The sequence below is a fragment of the Trinickia symbiotica genome, from assembly GCF_003028655.1.
Lineage (GTDB): Bacteria > Pseudomonadota > Gammaproteobacteria > Burkholderiales > Burkholderiaceae > Trinickia > Trinickia symbiotica_A.
This window is the reverse complement of record NZ_PYUC01000013.1, coordinates 36871-55620: the sequence shown is the minus strand read 5'-3', so window position 1 is coordinate 55620 and position 18750 is coordinate 36871. Positions and strand designations below refer to the sequence as shown.

Here is an 18750-nt window from a genome sequence, read left to right as displayed (position 1 = left end):
ATAATCGCGGCCTTCCTTACATCACCTTTCATATGCAGCCGCCCGTGTCGCCGCCGCCCACCGCACCGTCAGCGCCCGCCCCGCGCGGGCGCCGTCTGCTGGCGAAGCTTCTCGCCGGACTCGCGGGCCTCGCGGCCGCGGGCGCGCTCGCGGTCGGGCTCGTGGTCGCCTATGCGTTGATCGTGGCGAGTCCGCGACTGCCCTCCATCGACGCGCTGACGGATTACCGGCCGAAGATCCCGTTGCGGATTTATACGGCCGATCATGTGCTGATCGGGGAGTTCGGCGACGAGCGGCGCGACGTCGTCCATATCGCGGACGTGCCGCCCTACCTGAAGCAGGCCGTTCTCGCGATCGAAGACGCGCGCTTTTACGATCACGGCGGCGTCGATCCCGCCGGCGTCGTGCGCGCCGGCATGGCGGCGCTGACGAACGGCCACGCGACGCAGGGCGCGAGCACGATCACGATGCAAGTCGCGCGCAATTTCTTTCTCTCGAGCGAAAAGACCTACACGCGCAAGGTCTACGAAATGATGCTCGCCTACAAGATCGAGAGCGAGCTCACGAAGGATCAGATTCTCGAGGTGTACATGAATCAGATCTACCTGGGCCAACGCGCCTACGGGTTCGCGTCCGCCGCGCGCATCTACTTCGGCAAGAGTCTCAAGGACATCACGCTGGCCGAGGCGGCGATGCTGGCCGGGTTGCCGAAGGCGCCATCGGCCTACAACCCCGTCGTCAATCCCGAGCGCGCGAAGCTGCGCCAGCAGTACATCCTGCAGCGGATGCTCGAGCTCGGCTACATCGCGCAAGCCCAGTACGAAGCGGCGGCGAAAGAACCGCTCGCGCTCGCCAAAGGGCCGGCGCAGCAATTCAGCGTGCATGCCGAGTATGTCGCCGAGATCGTGCGCCAGGCCATGTATCAGCAATATCACGACGAAGCCTACACGCGCGGCCTCATCGTCACGACGACGATCGATTCGGCCGACCAGGCGAGCGCCTATCGTGCGCTGCGCCGAGGTCTCCTCGCGTACGACGCGCGCCGCGGGTATCGCGGCCCGGAGGCTTTCATCGACTTGCCCGCCGAAGCCGGCGCGCGCGCCGACGCCATTGCCGATGCCCTGTCCGCGCGGCCCGACACGGGTGAGATCGCGGCGGCCGTCGTGACGGTCGCGGACCCTCGGCGAGTCGAGGCCGTGCTGGCCGACGGCAGCACCGCCGCGATCGAAGGGGACGGCCTGCGTTTTTCGGCGGCGGCGCCGAGCGCGCGTGCGCAGGCGGCTTCACGCATCCGCCCGGGCGCCATCGTGCGCGTCGCCAAGCGGGACGACGGCGGCTGGGCAATCGTCCAGTTGCCGCAAGTCGAGGGCGCGTTCATCTCCATCGCGCCGCAAGACGGTGCGATCCGCTCGCTCATCGGCGGCTTCGATTTCAACAAGAACAAATTCAACCATGTGACGCAGGCGTGGCGCCAACCCGGCTCGAGCTTCAAGCCCTTCATCTATTCGGCCTCGCTCGACAAGGGCCTCGGTCCCGCGACCGTCATCAACGATGCGCCGCTCTTTTTCAGCGCGGCGCAAACAGGCGGCGCGCCATGGGAGCCGAAGAACTACGGTGGCGGCTTCGACGGACCCATGACGATGCGAACCGCGCTGCAAAAATCGCGCAACCTCGTCTCGATCCGCATCCTCGCCCATATCGGCACGCACTACGCGCAGCAATACGTCACGCGCTTCGGCTTCGACGCCGAGCGCCATCCGGCCTACTTGCCGATGGCGCTCGGCGCCGGCCTCGTGACGCCGTTGCAGATGGCCGCGGCCTACTCCGTCTTCGCCAACGGCGGCTATCGCGTGAATCCCTATCTGATCGGCGAAGTGACCGATCAGCACGGCGTCGTGCTCGCGCGCGCGACGCCGATCGTCGCGGAGAACGATGCGCCGCGCGCCATCGATGCGCGCAACGCCTACGTAATGAACAGTCTGCTGCAAAGCGTGGCGCAGCACGGCACGGGCGCGAAGTCGAACGAGCTCGGGCGCAAGGATCTCGCGGGCAAGACAGGCACGACGAACGACTCGCGCGATGCCTGGTTCGCAGGGTATCAGCACACGCTCGCGGCGATTGCATGGGTCGGCTACGACAGCCCGCGCAGTCTCGGCGATCGCGAGACGGGCGGCGGCGTGGCCTTGCCGATATGGATGGACTACATGCGCGATGCGTTGAAGGGTGTACCTGAGTACACGATGCCGATGCCGGCCGAGGTCGTATCGGCGGGCGGCGAACTCTATTTCGACGCATTTTTGCCCGGGCATGGCTTCATCGCGTCAGTGGGCGTGCCCTCGCCAACCGAAACCGAAGCCGGCGAAAACCACGGAGTCCAACAACCAGGCGCCGCATCGGGCACGGCAAGTATCGAACCCGTGGCCGTGGGCCTGCCGGCCACCGATAACGGCGGCGGTGCCGCTAGTCCAGCGGAAAGTCGCTGAACGCGGGGCGCTTCACGGCTCGAACGTCACCGCCTCACCGGCTTGCTGGGAAGCATAATCCGATAGCGCCGCAAAGAACTCGGTCCCGTTGCGCGTGTCTCGCCATTCGCCGTCCGCGAATTTGAAGTGAAAACCGCCCGCCTTCGCGGCGATCCAGATCTCCTGCATCGGCGGCTGCAAATTGACGATGATCTTCGTGCCGTTCGCGAACTCAAGCGTAAGGACGTTGCCGTTGCGTTCCGCCTCGATGTCGGCGTCACAGTAGTCGAGCGAGCGCTCGACGGCTGCCAGCACGGCTTCCGCACGCGTCAGGTAGTCACTGTCGGTCATGCTAAACTCCGGGGTTTGAATACTTCACGGACCCAGCAGTCATGCGAGTCGTCTGCAGGATGAGCGCGATTGTAGCGGCTTTGACCATTGCCATCGCGGGCGGTGTCACGCTCGCCGGCTGTGGGCAACGCGGACCGCTTTATCTGCCGACGGTCCCGCCGCTGCCGCCCAAGCCTGCCGCCGCAACCGGGGCGCCCCAAGGCGCCACGTCCGATGCGCAGGCTGCGAATCCTGCCGCCGCGAACGCGCCGTCGCCGGCAAGCGCCGCTTCGGACACGCGCGGCCGCTCGAACCCTTCGCAAGATCAGTAACCGCTCACGCGACACGGTCGTCATCGCATGACTCATTCCGCCTTCACCTACATCGACGGTGTCTTGCACGCCGAACAGGTCAGCGCCGTTTCTCTTGCCGACGAGTTCGGCACGCCGCTCTACGTCTATTCGCGCGCCGCGTTGACCGACGCGTACGAAGCCTACGCGCGCGCCTGCGCCGGCCGTCGAGCATCGGTGCACGTGGCCGTGAAGGCGAACAGCAATCTCGCGGTGCTGAATGTCTTTGCACGACTCGGCGCGGGCTTCGACATCGTGTCGGGCGGCGAGCTCGCGCGCGTACTCGCGGCAGGCGGCAAGGCCGAGAACGTCGTGTTCTCGGGCGTCGGCAAGAGCGCCGATGAAATGCGCCAGGCGCTTGAAGCCGGCGTGAAATGCTTCAACGTCGAATCGATCGCGGAGCTCGATCGGCTCGATGCGGTGGCGGGCGCGCTCGGCAAGAAGGCGCCCGTGTCGCTGCGCGTGAATCCGAACGTCGATCCGAAAACGCACCCGTACATCTCGACGGGTTTGAAGGCGAACAAGTTCGGCGTCGCGTTCGACGATGCGCGCGATGCCTACCGGCGCGCTGCCGCGATGCCGCATCTCGAAGTAGTCGGCATCGATTGCCATATCGGCTCGCAAATCACCGAGATCGCCCCCTATCTCGATGCCGTCGATCGCCTGCTCGCGCTCGTCGAGCAAATCGAAGCCGACGGCACGAAGATCCATCACGTTGATGTCGGCGGCGGTCTCGGCATCACCTACGACGATGAAACGCCGCCCGACACCGGTTTGTTCGTGCGCACGCTGCTTGACCATATCGACGCGCGCGGCCACGGCCACCGCTCGGTTTTCTTCGAGCCGGGCCGCTCGGTGACGGGCAATGCGGGCATGCTGCTGACGCGCGTCGAATTCCTTAAGCCGGGGGAAGAAAAGAACTTCGCGATCGTCGACGCGGCGATGAACGATCTCGCCCGCCCCGCGATGTACCAGGCGTTCCATGCGATCGATCCCGTCGTGCCGCGCAACGAGGCACCGAGCGTGTACGACGTGGTCGGCCCCGTTTGCGAAAGCGGCGACTGGCTTGGCCGCGAGCGCGCGCTTGCGGTCCGTCCCGGCGATTTGCTCGCCATCCGCTCGGCCGGTGCCTATGGCTTCGTCATGAGCTCCAACTACAACACGCGGCCGCGCGCCGCGGAAGTCATCGTCGACGGAAACAAGGCTTACGTCGCACGGCCGCGCGAAACGGTCGAGTCGCTCTTCGCGACTGAAGCGCTATTGCCGGACTGACCCTGGTCGGCCACGCAAGAGCCGCGGCCTCATCCAAGCGACGAGCCGCCATCCGAGCAGCAGAACTATGATCGAGCCGTAGATTTTCGGCTCGATCAAATCGTGTTTGCCGGCCTTCATCCACCAGAAGTGCAAAATTGCCAGCGCGCCGATCAGATAGATGGCGCGATGCAACGTCTGCCAGCGCCGCCCGAGCTTGCGCGCGGCGGCACGCGGCGAGGTCGCGGCCAGCACGACGAGCAACAAGAACGCAGCGAAGCCGACGGTAATGAATGGCCGCTTGCCGATGTCTTTGACGATCGACGCGATGTTGAACCACTGATCGAACCAGACGTAGGTGACGAAGTGCAGCGTTCCGTAGAAGAACGCATAGAGACCGAGCATGCGCCTGAATCGTAACAGCGCGTTGATGCCGGTCAGCTTGCGCAGCGGTGTCACGGCGAGCGTGATGCAGAGAAAGACGAGTGTCCAGGTTCCGGTCGACCATGTGATGAAACGGATCGGATCGGCGGTGAGCCGGTCCGTCAATCCATACACGACGAGACGCACAAGCGGAAACCAGGCCGCCATGAAGACGGCGATCTTGGCCGGCACGACCCAGCCTTCGCCTTTGCGAGCGGGAGTGGCCGCGCGTGCCGGGCGGCCCGTTTTGGCGGCGGCACTGACCGCCGTCAGGCGGCTCCCATCGCCTTGCGCCGCGGCCGCTCTCGCTCGGGTCACGGTGGATGTGTCAGTCGTCATGATTGCGTTTCGCCGCGAGTGATCAGGCATTGCCCGGAGTCAGTAGTACTTGCGCAGGTCCATGCCCTGATACATCGAGGCGACGAGATTGCCATAGCCATTGAACATCAATGTCTTGCGCTTCGGCGTGAAGAAGCCGTCCTCGCCGATGCGCCGCTCCGTGGCCTGACTCCAGCGCGGGTGGTCGACGTTCGGATTCACGTTCGAATAAAAGCCGTACTCGTTCGGCGCATAGGTGTTCCACGATGTCGGCGGTTGCTTCTCCACGAAGCGAATCTTCACGAGCGACTTGGCACTCTTGAAGCCGTACTTCCACGGCACGACGATGCGAATCGGCGCGCCGTCCTGATTCGGCAGCACTTGCCCGTAGAGCCCCACCGTCAGCAGCGTCAGCGGATTCATGGCTTCGTCCATGCGCAGCCCTTCCGAGTATGGCCAATTCAGAATGGGATCTGCCAGGCCCGGCATCTGCGACGGATCGGCGAGCGTGATGAACTGCACGAATTTCGCGTTGCCTGTCGGCTGCACGCGCTTGATGAGTTCCGCTAGCGGGTAACCGATCCACGGAACGACGATCGACCAGCCCTCGACACATCGAAGCCGATAGACGCGCTCCTCGAGCGGGGCGAGCTTCAGCAGTTCGTCGATGTCGTAGACCTTCGCATTCTTGACCTCGCCTTCGACGCTCACGCGCCACGGACGCGGGCGCAGCGTCCCGGCGTTTTGCGATGGATCGCCCTTGTCGGTGCCGAACTCATAGAAGTTGTTGTAGTTGGTGATGTCTTTGTACGACGTCACTTTATCGGGCACGACGAACTTCGCGTTCGTCGCCGCGGCGAGCTTTTGGGCCTTCGGATCGGGCGACGCAAATTCGGCGCGAGCGGCCGGGCTCGCGAGGCCGAGCGCGCCGCCCGCCGCTGCGAGGCCCGCCACGCCGGCCGCCTGCAGCAACCGGCGACGATTCTCGAATACAGCGCGCGGCGCGATCTCGCTCGGGCGGAGGTCTTCGCCCGTCAGTTGCCGGCTCTGCTCTCGTTTGATCAACACCATGATGGTTCCTCATAGAAGACGTCGGGCTGTCGTTTTCATATACCGATCGTTTCGGCATTTGGATGCATGCCAATTCACCGACGAATAAAAAACCGCCGGGAGCCGAAAGGCTCATCCGGCGGTTTCGCGATGAAACCGGTATTCCGTCAGACGGCTTACAGCTTCCCGTAGCTATGGAGACCGGACAAGAACATATTGACACCGAGGAACGCGAATGTCGTCACCAGCAGACCGGTGAGCGCCCACCAGGCGGCGACGGCCCCGCGCAAACCCTTCATGAGCCGCATGTGCAACCACGCGGCGTAGTTGAGCCAGACGATGAGCGCCCACGTTTCCTTAGGGTCCCAACTCCAGTAGCCGCCCCAAGCCTCGGCGGCCCAGAGCGCGCCGAGAATCGTCGCAATGGTGAAGAACGCGAAGCCGACGGCGATCGACTTGTACATGACATCGTCGAGCACTTCGAGCGCCGGCAACCGGTCGGCGAGCACGCCGCGCTCCTTCACGAGATACGCGACGCCCACCATCGCCGAGAGCGCGAAGCTGCCGTAGCCGATGAAGTTCGCCGGCACATGAATCTTCATCCACCAGCTTTGCAGCGCCGGCACGAGCGGCTGGATCTGCTGCGCATCGCGTGCGATCGAGTACCACATCAGGAAGCCGACGGCCGCGCTGATCACGAGCATGACGAACGCGCCGAGCGCGCGCGTGGCGTAGTGCTGTTCGTAATACAGATAGAAGAGCGACGTGATCAGGCAGAAAAGAACGAAGACTTCGTAGAGGTTCGAAATCGGGATATGGCCCACGTCGGCGCCGATCAGATACGACTCGTACCAACGCACCATCATGCCGGTGAAGCCCATGAGCACGGCGAACCAGGTCAGCCTGGTGCCGATCGCGCCGCCCGTGGGCGAGCGCGAGAGCATGCCGATCCAGTAAAACAGCGTGGCGAGCACGAAGAGCGCGCTCATCCAGAGAATCGCCGACTGGCTCGAGAGAAAGTACTTGAGCAGGAAGGCGCTGTCGGCCCGTGTCAGATCGCCGCCATAGAGCTCGATCGACAGCAACGACAGCACGGCGATGGCGGCCATCAGCGGCCGCGCGGATTTCCAGCGCCACCCAAGGGCGACGAGCGCCGGCGTCGAGCCCATCAGCACGAGCTCGTCGTAGTAGTTCATGAACGCGTGATAGCGCGACAGCGCGAAGCCCGCGCCGCCGACGAGCGCCACAGCGAAAAGCCAGTCGATGACGCTCAGGCGCCGAAGGAACGAACGATCGTCGAAGACGTGGCTCGCGGCCGCGGAAGGTTCGTCCGCCATGGGGTCGGAGCGGGAGACGTTTGTCAGATCCATGCTGTTACCGGGTGAGATCGTGGCCCGCGCGTTCAAGCGGGCGAGCTTGCATCACGAGGCGCCGCGCCGAGCGTGGCGCCCACCGTATCGCGCGTGCGCGCGAATTCCTTCTCGAAATCGAGTGTCTTGCGCGCCGACGACATCGCCATCACGACGCTAGTGCCCGCGGCCGAATCCTTGAGCCAGAACCAGACACGCCGCTCGCGCACATAGAACATCGAAAAGATGCCGGCCACGAGCAGCAGGCTGCCAAGATATACCACTTTCTTGCCCGGCGCGCGTGTGAGTTGAAACACCGATGCCTGCACTTGCTTGAACGAATCGAGCTGAAGATAGACGGGAGATCCGTACAGAAAGCTGTCCGAAAGCGCGTTGATCGAGCTTTGCACGAAACGGCTCGTCGCCGCGTCGGCCTGCGCATCGGGCTCGCCGGCCTGCTCGCGCGCGAGCTGCCAGAGGTCCCATGTGGCCCCTTCGAGCATGCGCAGCAACAACGATGCCGCCTTTTCCTGCTCGGCCTTCGGCACCGAGTGATCGATGAACGCCGCGATCGCCTGGAAGCCCGCGTTGGCTTGCGCCGCGCTGGGGCCGGCCGGCACTCGCTCGTCCGATCCGGCGAAAAGCGTCAGGACGCGCAGCGCGCTCTCTTCGAGATGCTGGCGCAGCTCCGCATTGTTCCCGGGCACGGAGCGCTCGGCGAAGCGGTGCGCGGCTTGCGCTCGCAGCGAGGGGTTGTCGAGCGCCGCGCGCAGCATCATCCATTCTTTGACCGTGCCGCTACTGTCGGCCGGGATGCGCAGATAGCGGAACGGATCGTCGGGCGCAAGCCGCACCCCGGCAAGAAACACGCGCTCGCCGCCGATCTCGACGGGCAGCATGTAGTTGTTGAATTCGCGCGCCTGCCCATCCGTGCCGCGCACCTTGTACTGCACCGACGGGCCGATGTTGCGCAGCTCGACGGGCCTGTCCGTCTTCGCGCCCGAGCCGAGTCGATCGTCGAAGAACTTCGCGAGCGTCTGGTGCGACGTTACGCCGCGGGCGTCGGTCTTGCCGCTCGCATCGGTGATGTTCTCGACGTTGATGGCCCGGAAGTCCGCGAACTCGACCGTCTGCCCGGAAACGCCGGGCATCGACGCTGACAGCGGCGCCGACGAGCCGATGGTGCCGTCGATCGACATCGTCTTCGCACTCGCGCTCGTCATCGGCCATGCCGTCATCGACAGTTGCGAGCCGCCGTCCTGGAAGCTCGATTGATAAATCGAGACGCCGTCGTACTCGAACGGCTTGTTGACTTCGACGCGGGCCGGAATGCGCTTGCCGGTCTTGTGGTCGACCACGACGATGTCGCTTGCGAAGAGCTTCGGCATGCCGGTCGAGTAGTAGTCGACGATGAACTTCTCGAGTTCGATCGAGAACGGCAGGTCCTGGATCAGCGAGCCGCTCGGTTGATTGAGGATCGCCGTCGACACGTGCTGCCCCTCGGGCACCCAGGCATAGCCGCGGAATGTGGGATTCGACGACGAGAGCCGATGCTCGGGCGAGATATCGGCGATCGGGGCATTGCTTGCGACAGGCGTCTTGCCGAAGAGCCACATCTGGAATCGGATGGGCAGATTGCTGTCGAGCAGCCCGCCGAGGCAGATCACGACGATCGCGAGATGCGCGAAGATGTAGCCGATTTTCGCAAGGGCGCCGCGCTTCGCGGAGACGAGCGTCGCACCCTCGCTCTCGCGAACGATGTAGCGATAGCCGAGCTTGCCGAGCAGCGACGCGAGCCGTGTCGCGGTTTCGGCACGCGTGCCGCGCGCCTCGTACTCAGCCTTGTGGTGAAACGCGCGCAGGCTGCCTTCGCGCACTTTGTCCTTCCAGCTGCGCGCATCCGCGATCATCTTCGGCGCGTTGCGGATCACGCAAAGCGAGATCGACACGATCAAAAAGCCGAGGATCAGCATGAACCACCAGGCGCTATAGACCGTGTAGAGGCTGAGCCCGCGGAAGATGTCGGCCCAGAACGGACCGAATTGATTGACGTAGTTCGGGTAGGGATCGTCCTGCGTCAGCACCGTCCCGATGATGCTCGCGATCGCGAGCACGACGAGCAGCGCGATCGCAAACCGCATGGAGCTCAACAACTCGACGGCGCTTTTCAGCGCGCGCCGGTCCGACTTCAACTCATAACCCGAGGTGGTGACGCTCATTACCACTCCAAAACTGCCAGCAAAAAAGGGTAGGGCCGCCGGCCGATCGCGCGGCGCCCCACCCTTTTTGTTCTTGTCGCGCTTCGAGCCTTCAGTGCAGGCCGGCCATGTAATCGGCGACCGCCTTCACTTCCTGGTCCGACAACCGCTGCGCGATGTCGTGCATCGGCGCGCTATTGTTGCGCGTGCCTTGCTGGAAGGCCGTCAACTGCGCAGCGAGATAGTCGCCCCACTGCCCCGACACGCGCGGATACTCGATCGGTATCCCCTGGCCCGTCGGCCCGTGACAGGCCGCACAAGCCGGCACGCCCTTGTCCGCGATACCGCCGCGGTAAATCTTCTGCCCAAGAGGGACCGTCGCCGCATCGCGCGCCACGCCAGGCTTCGGCGTTTGCGACGCAAAGTATGCCGCAACGTTGACCATGTCCTGATCGGAAAGCGACGCGGCAATGCCGGCCATGACCGGGTTCTGGCGCGCGGCGACCTTCTCTCCCGCCTTGGTCTTGAAATCCTTCAACTGCTTGATCAGATACTCCTGGTGCTGACCCGCAAGCTTCGGAAACGCTGCCGTGGCGCTGTTCCCGTCGGCACCGTGGCAGGCTGCGCAAACGCCCGTCGCGATGGCTTGCCCCCGATTCATGTCCGGCTTCGGCGCCTCAGCCGCACTGACGTCTCCTGCCCAAACCAACCAACTTGCCGCCACCAGTTCAAGGACCACCAAGGACTTGCAGAGTCGATTCATTCGCACACCGTCTTGTCTCGTCTTTTGGAATGGAATGCCGACGCATGCTCAGGGTTCACGCATGCTTCCGGCGGGTGCAAACCGTCGTATTGTACAATACCGCGCTATCGCCCGAGACGCCAGTCGGCGACACCCCGGCCGCGCCCCACCGCTTGCCGCAAGACCTGTCAGGGTCGTGCCCGCCCGCGGTTTCAACTCTTCCACGCCGCTCTCGAGCGCGTTTCAGATTTCGTTATGGCCTTCTTGCTGCACCAATCGCGCTTTTTCACGACAGTCAACCATCTGCGCGACCTGCCTGCCACGGTGGCGCCCGAGATCGCGTTCGCCGGCCGCTCGAACGCAGGCAAGTCGACGGCGATCAACGTGCTCTGCAACCAGAAGCGCCTCGCTTTCGCCAGCAAGACGCCGGGACGCACGCAGCATATCAACTATTTCAGCGTCGGGCCCGTGGACGAGCCGACCGGCTATCTCGTCGACCTGCCCGGCTACGGGTACGCCGAAGTGCCCGGCGCAGCGAAGGCGCATTGGGAAGCGCTGCTCTCGAGCTATCTGCAAAGTCGCGCGCAACTGCGCGGCATGGTGCTCATGATGGATTCGCGCCGGCCGCTGACGGAGCTCGACCGGCGCATGATCGAATGGTTCGCGCCGACAGGCAAGCCGATTCATACGCTGCTGACCAAATGCGACAAATTGACGCGGCAGGAAAGCATCAACGCACTGCGCGCGACACAAAAAGGGCTCGCCGAATATCGCAATGCGGGATTTGCGGGCGAGTTGACCGCCCAGCTTTTTTCCGCGCTGAAGCGCACCGGGCTCGACGAGGCGCACGAGTTGATCGAAGGCTGGCTGTCGACGGGCGGTGCGGGATCGTCCGAAGCCGACTGAACCGCACGGGCGTTCATAAAAAAACCCGCCGGACCTCGGCGGGTTAAACAGCCTAATCGAAAAAACGACAGGCACCCGCTCAGGGAGGAGAAGCGGGGAGCTCGGCGCCAAGCGCGTCGCTCGATCGCTATCATATACCATTGTTAGCGCTTCAGCGCTCGCTCCGGCCCTGCGTAGAGCCGTGACGGGCGCCACCTGTCAACGAATTGCTCGACTTTTTCCGATGCTCATGAGCTTCCATCCGCACTACCGCCCGCGCCGTATGCGCCGCGACGAATTTTCCCGTCGTCTGATGCGTGAGAACGTACTGACGACGAACGATCTCATCTACCCCGTGTTCATCTCCGAAGGCTCGAACGCGCGGCAGTCAGTGCCATCGATGCCGGGCGTCGAGCGCGTATCGGTCGATCTGCTGCTCGGCGTGGCCGAGCAGTGCCTCGAGCTCGGCGTTCCCGTCCTGTCGCTGTTTCCCGCGATCGAGCCGTCACTGAAAACGCCCGACGGCCGCGAGGCCACGAACCCCGAAGGGCTCATTCCGCGCGCCGTGCGCGAGCTCAAAGCACGCTTTCCCGAACTCGGCGTGCTGACAGACGTCGCACTCGATCCGTACACGAGCCACGGCCAGGACGGCGTGCTCGACGAAGCGGGCTACGTCATCAACGACGAGACGATCGAGATTCTCGTCGCGCAGGCGCGCGCGCAGGCGGAAGCCGGCGTCGATATCGTCGCGCCGTCGGACATGATGGACGGCCGTATCGGCGCGCTGCGCCGCATGCTCGAAGACGAAGGCCATATCCACACGAAGATCATGGCGTATGCCGCGAAGTACGCGTCGGCGTTCTACGGACCGTTTCGCGATGCCGTCGGCTCGGCGTCGAACCTCGGCAAGAGCAACAAGATGACGTACCAGATGGACCCGGCGAACTCGGACGAGGCCCTGCGCGAGGTCGGTCTCGATATCGACGAAGGCGCCGACATGGTGATGGTCAAGCCCGGCATGCCTTATCTCGATGTGGTCCGGCGCGTGAAGGACGAGTATCGCTTTCCAACCTTCGTCTACCAGGTGAGCGGCGAGTACGCCATGCTGAAGGCCGCCGCGCAAAACGGCTGGCTCGATCACGACAAAGTGATGATGGAGTCGCTGCTCGCGTTCAAGCGCGCGGGTGCGGACGGCATACTGACCTACTTCGCGCTCGACGCCGCGCGGCTGCTGCGCGCGCAAAAGTAAGTGCCTACGCCGCGCCGCGAGCAGCAGCCGGCGCTCAGCTCAGGACTGCGGCGCCGCGCTCGACGGGGGCGGCGCGGCGGTCAAGCGATCGAGCCTACGCAGAAACGCATCGGCCGATTCGTATCCGACGACGCGCGTGATCTCTTTCCCGTCGCGGTCGAAGAAGACGATCCCCGGCGGCCCGAACAGCGCAAAGCGCTTGAGGAGCGCCTGGTCGTCGGCGTTGTTGGCCGTCACGTCGGCCCGCATCAACTGCAGTTGCGCGAGCCGCGCGCGCACGCGCGGGTCGCCGAACGTGATGCGCTCCATTTCCTTGCAGCTCACGCACCAATCGGCGTAGAAGTCGAGCATCGCGGGCCGCCCGGCCGCCTTTAAAGCATCGTCGAGCACGGCCGTCGAGCGCACGGGTTCGAACGTCAGCGTATCGGCTGCATTGACGGCACGCCCTGCGGTCAACGAAGTCGCGGCCCCGGTCCCGGTTGACTGATCCGGCGCGCCGATGCGCCCTGCCAAGACCGCAAGCGGACGCAGTGGGTCCGCGGAGCCGGCGGCGAGACCGACGAGCAAGGCCGCCGCCCAGATCGCGAGTGCCGCCCCGACGCCACGGCCGAGGCGACGCCAGACCGAGACGGCCGTTCCCTGCGGGGTGAAGAGCCCGAGCATCGCGGCGGCGAGCAACAGCCAGAGCGCACCGAGCAGCATCTGCGCCGTCGACGCGAGCACGGGCCAGACGATCCATAGCGCGGCGGCAAGCAGCATCACGCCAAAGAAGAGCTTGATGCCTTCCATCCATGCGCCGGCCTTCGGCAATATCGCGCCGGCGCCGAGGCCGACGATCAGGAGCGGCACGCCAAGGCCGAGCCCCATCGAAAAGAGCGCCGCGCCGCCGAGCACGGCGTCGCCGGTATGCGCGATGAATGCCAACACGGCGAAGAGCGGTGCGGTCATGCAGGCGCCGACGACCAGCGCCGAGAGCGCGCCCATTCCAGCGACGGCGACGAACTTGCCGCCGGAGCGGCGGTTCGATGCGTCCGTGACCTTGTCGTGCCAGCGCTGCGGCAAGACGATATCGACGCCCGCGATCAATGTCAGCGCGAACGCGCTCAAGAGCAGCGCGAATGCCCCGAGCACCCATGGGTTCTGCAGCCAGGCCCCGAGGCCTTGCCCAACGAGCGCGGCGGCAATGCCGAGCACCGTATAGACGAGCGCCATGCCGACGACGTAGGCGAACGACAGCGCGAACCCGCGTGCGTGCGTCACCTTGCGCCCTTCGCCGACGATGATTGCCGACACGATCGGGATCATCGGATACGAGCACGGCAGCAAACTGAGAACGATGCCGGCGATAAAGTAGAGGCCGACCGTGGCGAAGAAGCTGCCGCCTTGAAGCAGCGATTGCGCGTAGTCCGCACTGGTCGCGCGATCGAGCCATGACTGAGGCTCCGCCGCTCCAACATCGTGGATCGCGGTGTTCGCGGCCGTCGCGTTGCCGCCGGTCGAGGCGGTAGCCTGCTGTAGCGCCGCGCCCTCGACTCGATAGACATGCGTGGCGGGCGGGTAGCAGATGCCGGCATCGGCGCACCCTTGCGAAGTGACGGCGAGCTCGAACGGTCCGCTGGCGGCTTGCACCGGCACACGGATATCGACTTCCTGCCGATAGGTCTCGACGTTTTTTTGAAACGTCGGATCGAACTTCACATGTCCCGCGGGCAGCTGAACCGTGCCCAGCGTTGCCGTGCCGCCCTTTACGGCGAACGCGAAACGCTCGCGATAGAGGTAGTAGCCGTTCGCGATCTTGAACTTGACGTCGACCTCGCCGGGCTGCTCGCTCGCGCTGAAGCGAAACGCGGCCGATGGATCGAGAAAATCGTCGGCACGCGCCGCACTCGTCAATCCTGCCGCCAGGCAGGCCGCGAAGAGCCATAGCACGAAGCGCATGACGAAGGCGTCGCGGCGCGGTTGAGCCGGTTTATACATGAGTCGGACGATGAGTTTCAGTGGCCACCCATTGCCCATAGGCGGCGGACGCAGTCGCGGGCCATGAAATGATCTCGGGCGTCTCATAGGGGTGATGCGCCGCGATGAAGCGCTCGAGCTCCAGCGCGCGCGCCGCGCTCGTCTTGAAGAGCAACTGCACTTCCTCGGCCGATTCGACCTGGCCTTTCCAGCGATAGCGCGAACGGACACGGCCGAGTTCCGTGACGCACGCTGCCAGCCGCTCGTCGAGCACGCCATCGGCAAGCTGTTGCGCCGACGCGGCATCCGGCAGCGTCGTCAGCATCAGAACGATTTCGAGCGGCACGACTCCCTCCAACGGCAAGCGATCAAGCACGCATTATCGTATCACCGGCCGAGGTTTCACTTGGCCGACCGGGACTGGCCGGATGGCCGGAAGCGAGCGCGGGCGCACTATCGTCCCCGCCGAGCGAAGACCTTTGATGAAAAAAAGGGCCAAGCTCGAATGACGCTTGACCCCTTTTATCGATCGCGGATGGTGCTTATTCCGCTTCTTGTACTTCTTCCGCTTCCACCGGTTCCGGACGGTCGAGCAGTTCGACGAGCGCCATGGGCGCGTTGTCGCCCACGCGGAAGCCGAACTTCAGAATGCGCAGGTAGCCGCCCGGACGATTCGCGAAGCGCGGACCGAGCACGTCGAAGAGCTTCGTCACCGAATCGCGATCGCGCAGGCGGTTGAACGCGAGGCGGCGATTGGCGAGCGAGGGCTTCTTGCCGAGCGTGATGAGCGGCTCGACGACTTTACGGAGTTCCTTCGCCTTCGGCAGCGTCGTCTTGATGACTTCATGCTCGATCAGCGAGTTGGACATGTTACGGAGCATTGCCAGGCGGTGGCTGCTCGTGCGGTTCAGTTTCCGCAAACCATGACGGTGACGCATTTCAGTTTCCTTGATTCAAAGTTTTGATCCAGCTCTTCTATCGCCCCCGCCTCGAACGACTGACGGGGACACGGGCCGGTAACAGAAAAACGGCAAGGCGCGGATTGTAATGCGAAATCCGCGACCTCGCCAGTTGCCGGGGCGCCCGGCGAGTTACTTGTCGAGACCGGCCGGCGGCCAGTTCTCGAGTTTCATGCCGAGCGTCAAGCCGCGCGAAGCGAGCACTTCCTTGATCTCGTTGAGCGACTTGCGGCCGAGGTTCGGCGTCTTCAGCAGCTCGTTCTCCGTGCGCTGGATGAGATCGCCGATGTAATAAATGTTCTCGGCCTTGAGGCAGTTCGCCGAACGGACGGTGAGCTCGAGGTCGTCGACGGGGCGCAGCAGGATCGGATCGATCTGCGGCGCGCGCGAAGGCGCTTCCGCGGCGGCTTCCGTGCCTTCCAGCGCCGCGAATACGGCGAGCTGGTCGACGAGGATGCGCGCCGATTGGCGAATCGCTTCCTCGGGCGAGATAACGCCGTTCGTCTCGATGTTCATGACGAGCTTGTCGAGATCGGTGCGCTGCTCGACGCGCGCGCTTTCGACGGCATAGCTGACGCGGCGAACCGGCGAGAACGATGCATCGAGGACGATGCGGCCGATGATCTTCGCCGTTTCGTCGCCGTAACGGCGCACGTTGCCGGGCACATAGCCACGGCCCTTCTCGATCTTGATCTGCACATCAAGCTTGCCGCCCTTCGACAGATGCGCGACGATGTGGTCGGGGTTGATTACCTCGACGTCATGCGGCAGTTCGATGTCGCGCGCGGTCACCAAGCCTTCGCCTTCCTTGCGCAGCGTGACCGTCACTTCGTCGCGATTGTGCAGCTTGAATACCACACCCTTCAGGTTCAGCAGCAGGTTGACGACGTCCTCCTGCACTCCGTCGAGCGTCGAGTACTCGTGCACGACGCCTGCGATCGTCACTTCGGTCGGCGCATAGCCGATCATCGACGACAGCAGGACGCGCCGAAGCGCGTTGCCCAAAGTGTGGCCGTAGCCGCGTTCAAACGGCTCCATCACCACTTTCGCGTGGTTGTCGCCAAGCGATTCCACGGCGATGATCTTGGGCTTCAACAAACTGGTTTGCATATGTAGGTTTTCCTTTTCAATACCCTCGGCTCGTTACACCGATAAGGCTGACCGGTAACAACCCTAAAAAGATGAGCCGAGGCGCCCTCTTGCCCAAGGCAATCGGGTACCCCGGCCGTCAATCTGATTAACGCGAATACAATTCGACGATCAGGCTTTCGTTGATGTCGCCGGCGATATCGGCACGCTCGGGCACTTGCTTGAACGTCCCTTCGTACTTCTTCGTATCGACCGATACCCAGCTCGGCATACCGGTTTGCTCGGCGAGCGACACCGCCTCGAGAATCCGCGCCTGCTTTTTCGCCTGCTCGCGCACGGCGACGACGTCGCCGGCCTTCACTTGCAGCGACGGGATGTTCGCGACCTGGCCGTTCACCGTGATGGCACGGTGGCTCACGAGCTGGCGCGCTTCAGCGCGCGTCGAGCCGAAGCCCATCCGGTAGACGACGTTGTCGAGCCGCGACTCGAGCAACTGCAGCAGGTTCTCACCCGTGTTGCCCTTGCGGCGGTCCGCTTCGGCGAAATAGCGGCGGAATTGGCGCTCGAGCACACCGTAGATGCGCTTCACCTTTTGCTTTTCGCGCAACTGCGTGCCATAGTCGGACGTGCGCGCACCCGAGGTGCGGCCGTGCTGACCCGGCTTGCTGTCGAGCTTGCATTTGTCGGCGAGCGAGCGGCGAGCGCTCTTCAGAAAGAGGTCGGTGCCTTCACGGCGGGACAGCTTGGCTTTGGGGCCGGTATAACGTGCCACTTTGCGTTCCTTCTAGGTTTGATCACGCGAAGCTCATCGCCCCGCGCTAGTCCGACCCCTGTCGGGCCGAACGGTGGACTTAGCAAATCGATCGATAGCAAATAGCCTGCTGGCGCAACCCATGCTGCGCAAGCAGGCGTCTTACATGCGCACGCCTTAGATGCGGCGGCGCTTCGGCGGACGGCAACCGTTGTGCGGGATGGGCGTCACGTCGGAGATCGCGGTGATCTTGATGCCAAGACCATGCAACGCGCGCACCGCCGATTCGCGGCCGGGGCCGGGGCCCTTGATCCGCACTTCGAGGTTCTTCACGCCATATTCCATCGCCACGCGGCCAGCCGACTCGGCCGCAACCTGCGCCGCGAACGGCGTCGACTTGCGCGAGCCCTTGAAGCCCTGGCCACCCGACGTCGCCCAGGCAAGCGCGTTGCCTTGACGATCGGTGATCGTGATGATGGTGTTGTTGAACGACGCGTGAACGTGAACCACGCCCTCGGCGACGTTCTTCTTGACCTTCTTGCGAACGCGTTGCGCCGCGGTGCTGTTCGAAGCCTTAGCCATTACGTTTTCCTGTAACTTTCAATCGCGCTTATTTCTTCAGCGCTGCCGCGGCACGGCGCGGACCCTTGCGCGTACGCGCATTCGTGCGGGTACGCTGGCCGCGCAGGGGCAGACCTTTGCGGTGACGGACGCCGCGATAGCAGCCGAGGTCCATCAAGCGCTTGATGCTCATCGTCACTTCGCGGCGCAGATCGCCCTCGACCACGAACTTGCCGACTTCTTCACGCAACTTTTCGAGATCCGCGTCGGTCAGGTCCTTGACCTTCTTCGAATACTGGACACCAGCCGCGTCGCAAATTTGGCGCGAGCGCGTGCGGCCGACACCGTAGATCGCCGTGAGGCCGATTTCGGTATGCTGGTGGTTCGGGATGTTCACCCCTGCAATACGAGCCATTGTTTTTCCTCAAACAAAAAGCGCAAGCAAAAGCGAGGCCGTTAGCCTTGACGCTGTTTGTGGCGCGGATCAGAGCTGCAAATCACGCGCACGACACCTTTGCGCTTGATGATCTTGCAATTGCGGCAAATGCGCTTAACCGATGCCATCACTTTCATGATATTACCCTTTTTTCCAAATCACTTCGCCCGGAACACGATTCGCGCACGCGAGAGATCGTAAGGCGTCAACTCAACGGTTACCTTGTCGCCCGGCAGAATGCGGATGTAGTGCATCCGCATCTTGCCCGAGATGTGGCCCAGCACGACATGGCCGTTCTCCAGCTTCACTCGGAAGGTTGCATTGGGGAGGTTTTCGATGACCTCACCCTGCATCTGGATCACATCCTCTTTGTCTTTGGCAGCCATAAGCC

The 18750-nt window shown here is 63.8% G+C and carries 20 protein-coding genes; 5 read left to right on the top strand and 15 right to left on the bottom strand.

What is annotated here, in order from left to right:
- Positions 1-32 precede the first annotated feature (32 nt).
- Positions 33-2483, top strand: coding sequence for a penicillin-binding protein 1A (locus C9I57_RS23680; protein WP_107153040.1), 2451 nt, complete (start codon positions 33-35; stop codon positions 2481-2483).
- Between the two features lie 12 nt (positions 2484-2495).
- Here the strand turns inward: C9I57_RS23680 and cyaY are convergent, their stop codons facing one another.
- On the bottom strand, positions 2496-2813 hold the full coding sequence (gene cyaY, locus C9I57_RS23675; protein WP_107153039.1) for an iron donor protein CyaY: 318 nt from the start codon (positions 2811-2813) through the stop codon (positions 2496-2498).
- Positions 2814-2854: 41 nt separating this feature from the next.
- On the opposite strand from cyaY, the gene lptM reads away from it, so the two are divergent.
- Together lptM and lysA are read left to right on the top strand one after the other, a co-directional pair.
- Complete coding sequence (gene lptM, locus C9I57_RS23670; protein WP_107153038.1) at positions 2855-3124, top strand: LPS translocon maturation chaperone LptM; 270 nt, start codon at positions 2855-2857, stop codon at positions 3122-3124.
- Positions 3125-3151: 27 nt separating this feature from the next.
- A complete protein-coding gene (gene lysA, locus C9I57_RS23665; RefSeq protein ID WP_107153037.1) occupies positions 3152-4414 on the top strand; it encodes a diaminopimelate decarboxylase in 1263 nt (420 codons plus the stop codon).
- On the opposite strand, the gene msrQ is transcribed toward lysA, so the two are convergent.
- From msrQ to C9I57_RS23640, 5 genes are all read right to left on the bottom strand, one after another.
- The gene (gene msrQ, locus C9I57_RS23660) at positions 4400-5155 is read right to left on the bottom strand and encodes a protein-methionine-sulfoxide reductase heme-binding subunit MsrQ (protein ID WP_258187792.1); all 756 of its coding nucleotides are present in this window, start codon (positions 5153-5155) and stop codon (positions 4400-4402) included. The genes lysA and msrQ overlap by 15 nt on opposite strands.
- Positions 5156-5194: 39 nt before the next feature.
- Positions 5195-6205, bottom strand: a complete 1011-nt coding sequence (gene msrP, locus C9I57_RS23655; RefSeq protein ID WP_219909906.1) for a protein-methionine-sulfoxide reductase catalytic subunit MsrP — start codon at positions 6203-6205, stop codon at positions 5195-5197.
- A 155-nt stretch (positions 6206-6360) separates the two neighbouring features.
- Complete coding sequence (gene ccsB, locus C9I57_RS23650) at positions 6361-7554, bottom strand: c-type cytochrome biogenesis protein CcsB (protein ID WP_107153036.1); 1194 nt, start codon at positions 7552-7554, stop codon at positions 6361-6363.
- Between the two features lie 32 nt (positions 7555-7586).
- Entirely contained in the window at positions 7587-9752 is a 2166-nt protein-coding gene (locus tag C9I57_RS23645) for a cytochrome c biogenesis protein ResB (RefSeq protein ID WP_107153035.1), read from the bottom strand.
- A 91-nt stretch (positions 9753-9843) separates the two neighbouring features.
- On the bottom strand, positions 9844-10494 hold the full coding sequence (locus C9I57_RS23640) for a c-type cytochrome (RefSeq protein WP_026229627.1): 651 nt from the start codon (positions 10492-10494) through the stop codon (positions 9844-9846).
- A 234-nt stretch (positions 10495-10728) separates the two neighbouring features.
- Between C9I57_RS23640 and yihA the strand changes: the two genes are divergently transcribed.
- Positions 10729-11379, top strand: coding sequence for a ribosome biogenesis GTP-binding protein YihA/YsxC (gene yihA / locus C9I57_RS23635; protein ID WP_107153034.1), 651 nt, complete (start codon positions 10729-10731; stop codon positions 11377-11379).
- A gap of 229 nt (positions 11380-11608) precedes the next feature.
- Complete coding sequence (gene hemB / locus C9I57_RS23630; RefSeq protein ID WP_107153170.1) at positions 11609-12607, top strand: porphobilinogen synthase; 999 nt, start codon at positions 11609-11611, stop codon at positions 12605-12607.
- Positions 12608-12646: 39 nt separating this feature from the next.
- Here hemB and dsbD read toward each other — a convergent pair whose 3' ends face one another.
- From dsbD to infA, 9 genes are all read right to left on the bottom strand, one after another.
- A complete protein-coding gene (dsbD, locus tag C9I57_RS23625; RefSeq protein WP_107153033.1) occupies positions 12647-14584 on the bottom strand; it encodes a protein-disulfide reductase DsbD in 1938 nt (645 codons plus the stop codon).
- Complete coding sequence (gene cutA, locus C9I57_RS23620; RefSeq protein WP_107153169.1) at positions 14577-14888, bottom strand: divalent-cation tolerance protein CutA; 312 nt, start codon at positions 14886-14888, stop codon at positions 14577-14579. The genes dsbD and cutA overlap by 8 nt, the downstream gene beginning before the upstream one ends.
- Before the next feature lie 217 nt (positions 14889-15105).
- Positions 15106-15501: a 50S ribosomal protein L17 gene (gene rplQ / locus C9I57_RS23615; RefSeq protein WP_085228303.1), complete on the bottom strand. Its 396-nt coding sequence runs from the start codon at positions 15499-15501 to the stop codon at positions 15106-15108.
- A gap of 153 nt (positions 15502-15654) precedes the next feature.
- Positions 15655-16632: a DNA-directed RNA polymerase subunit alpha gene (locus C9I57_RS23610; protein ID WP_018440459.1), complete on the bottom strand. Its 978-nt coding sequence runs from the start codon at positions 16630-16632 to the stop codon at positions 15655-15657.
- Between the two features lie 127 nt (positions 16633-16759).
- Complete coding sequence (rpsD, locus tag C9I57_RS23605; RefSeq protein ID WP_107153032.1) at positions 16760-17383, bottom strand: 30S ribosomal protein S4; 624 nt, start codon at positions 17381-17383, stop codon at positions 16760-16762.
- 156 nt (positions 17384-17539) lie between these two features.
- Positions 17540-17944 (bottom strand): 30S ribosomal protein S11, encoded by a 405-nt coding sequence (rpsK, locus tag C9I57_RS23600; RefSeq protein ID WP_018440461.1) that lies wholly within the window; start codon positions 17942-17944, stop codon positions 17540-17542.
- A 28-nt stretch (positions 17945-17972) separates the two neighbouring features.
- On the bottom strand, positions 17973-18338 hold the full coding sequence (gene rpsM, locus C9I57_RS23595) for a 30S ribosomal protein S13 (protein ID WP_018440462.1): 366 nt from the start codon (positions 18336-18338) through the stop codon (positions 17973-17975).
- A 41-nt stretch (positions 18339-18379) separates the two neighbouring features.
- Positions 18380-18496 (bottom strand): 50S ribosomal protein L36, encoded by a 117-nt coding sequence (rpmJ, locus tag C9I57_RS23590; protein ID WP_004199844.1) that lies wholly within the window; start codon positions 18494-18496, stop codon positions 18380-18382.
- A 21-nt stretch (positions 18497-18517) separates the two neighbouring features.
- The gene (gene infA / locus C9I57_RS23585; protein WP_018440463.1) at positions 18518-18745 is read right to left on the bottom strand and encodes a translation initiation factor IF-1; all 228 of its coding nucleotides are present in this window, start codon (positions 18743-18745) and stop codon (positions 18518-18520) included.
- Between the last annotated feature and the right edge of the window lie 5 nt (positions 18746-18750).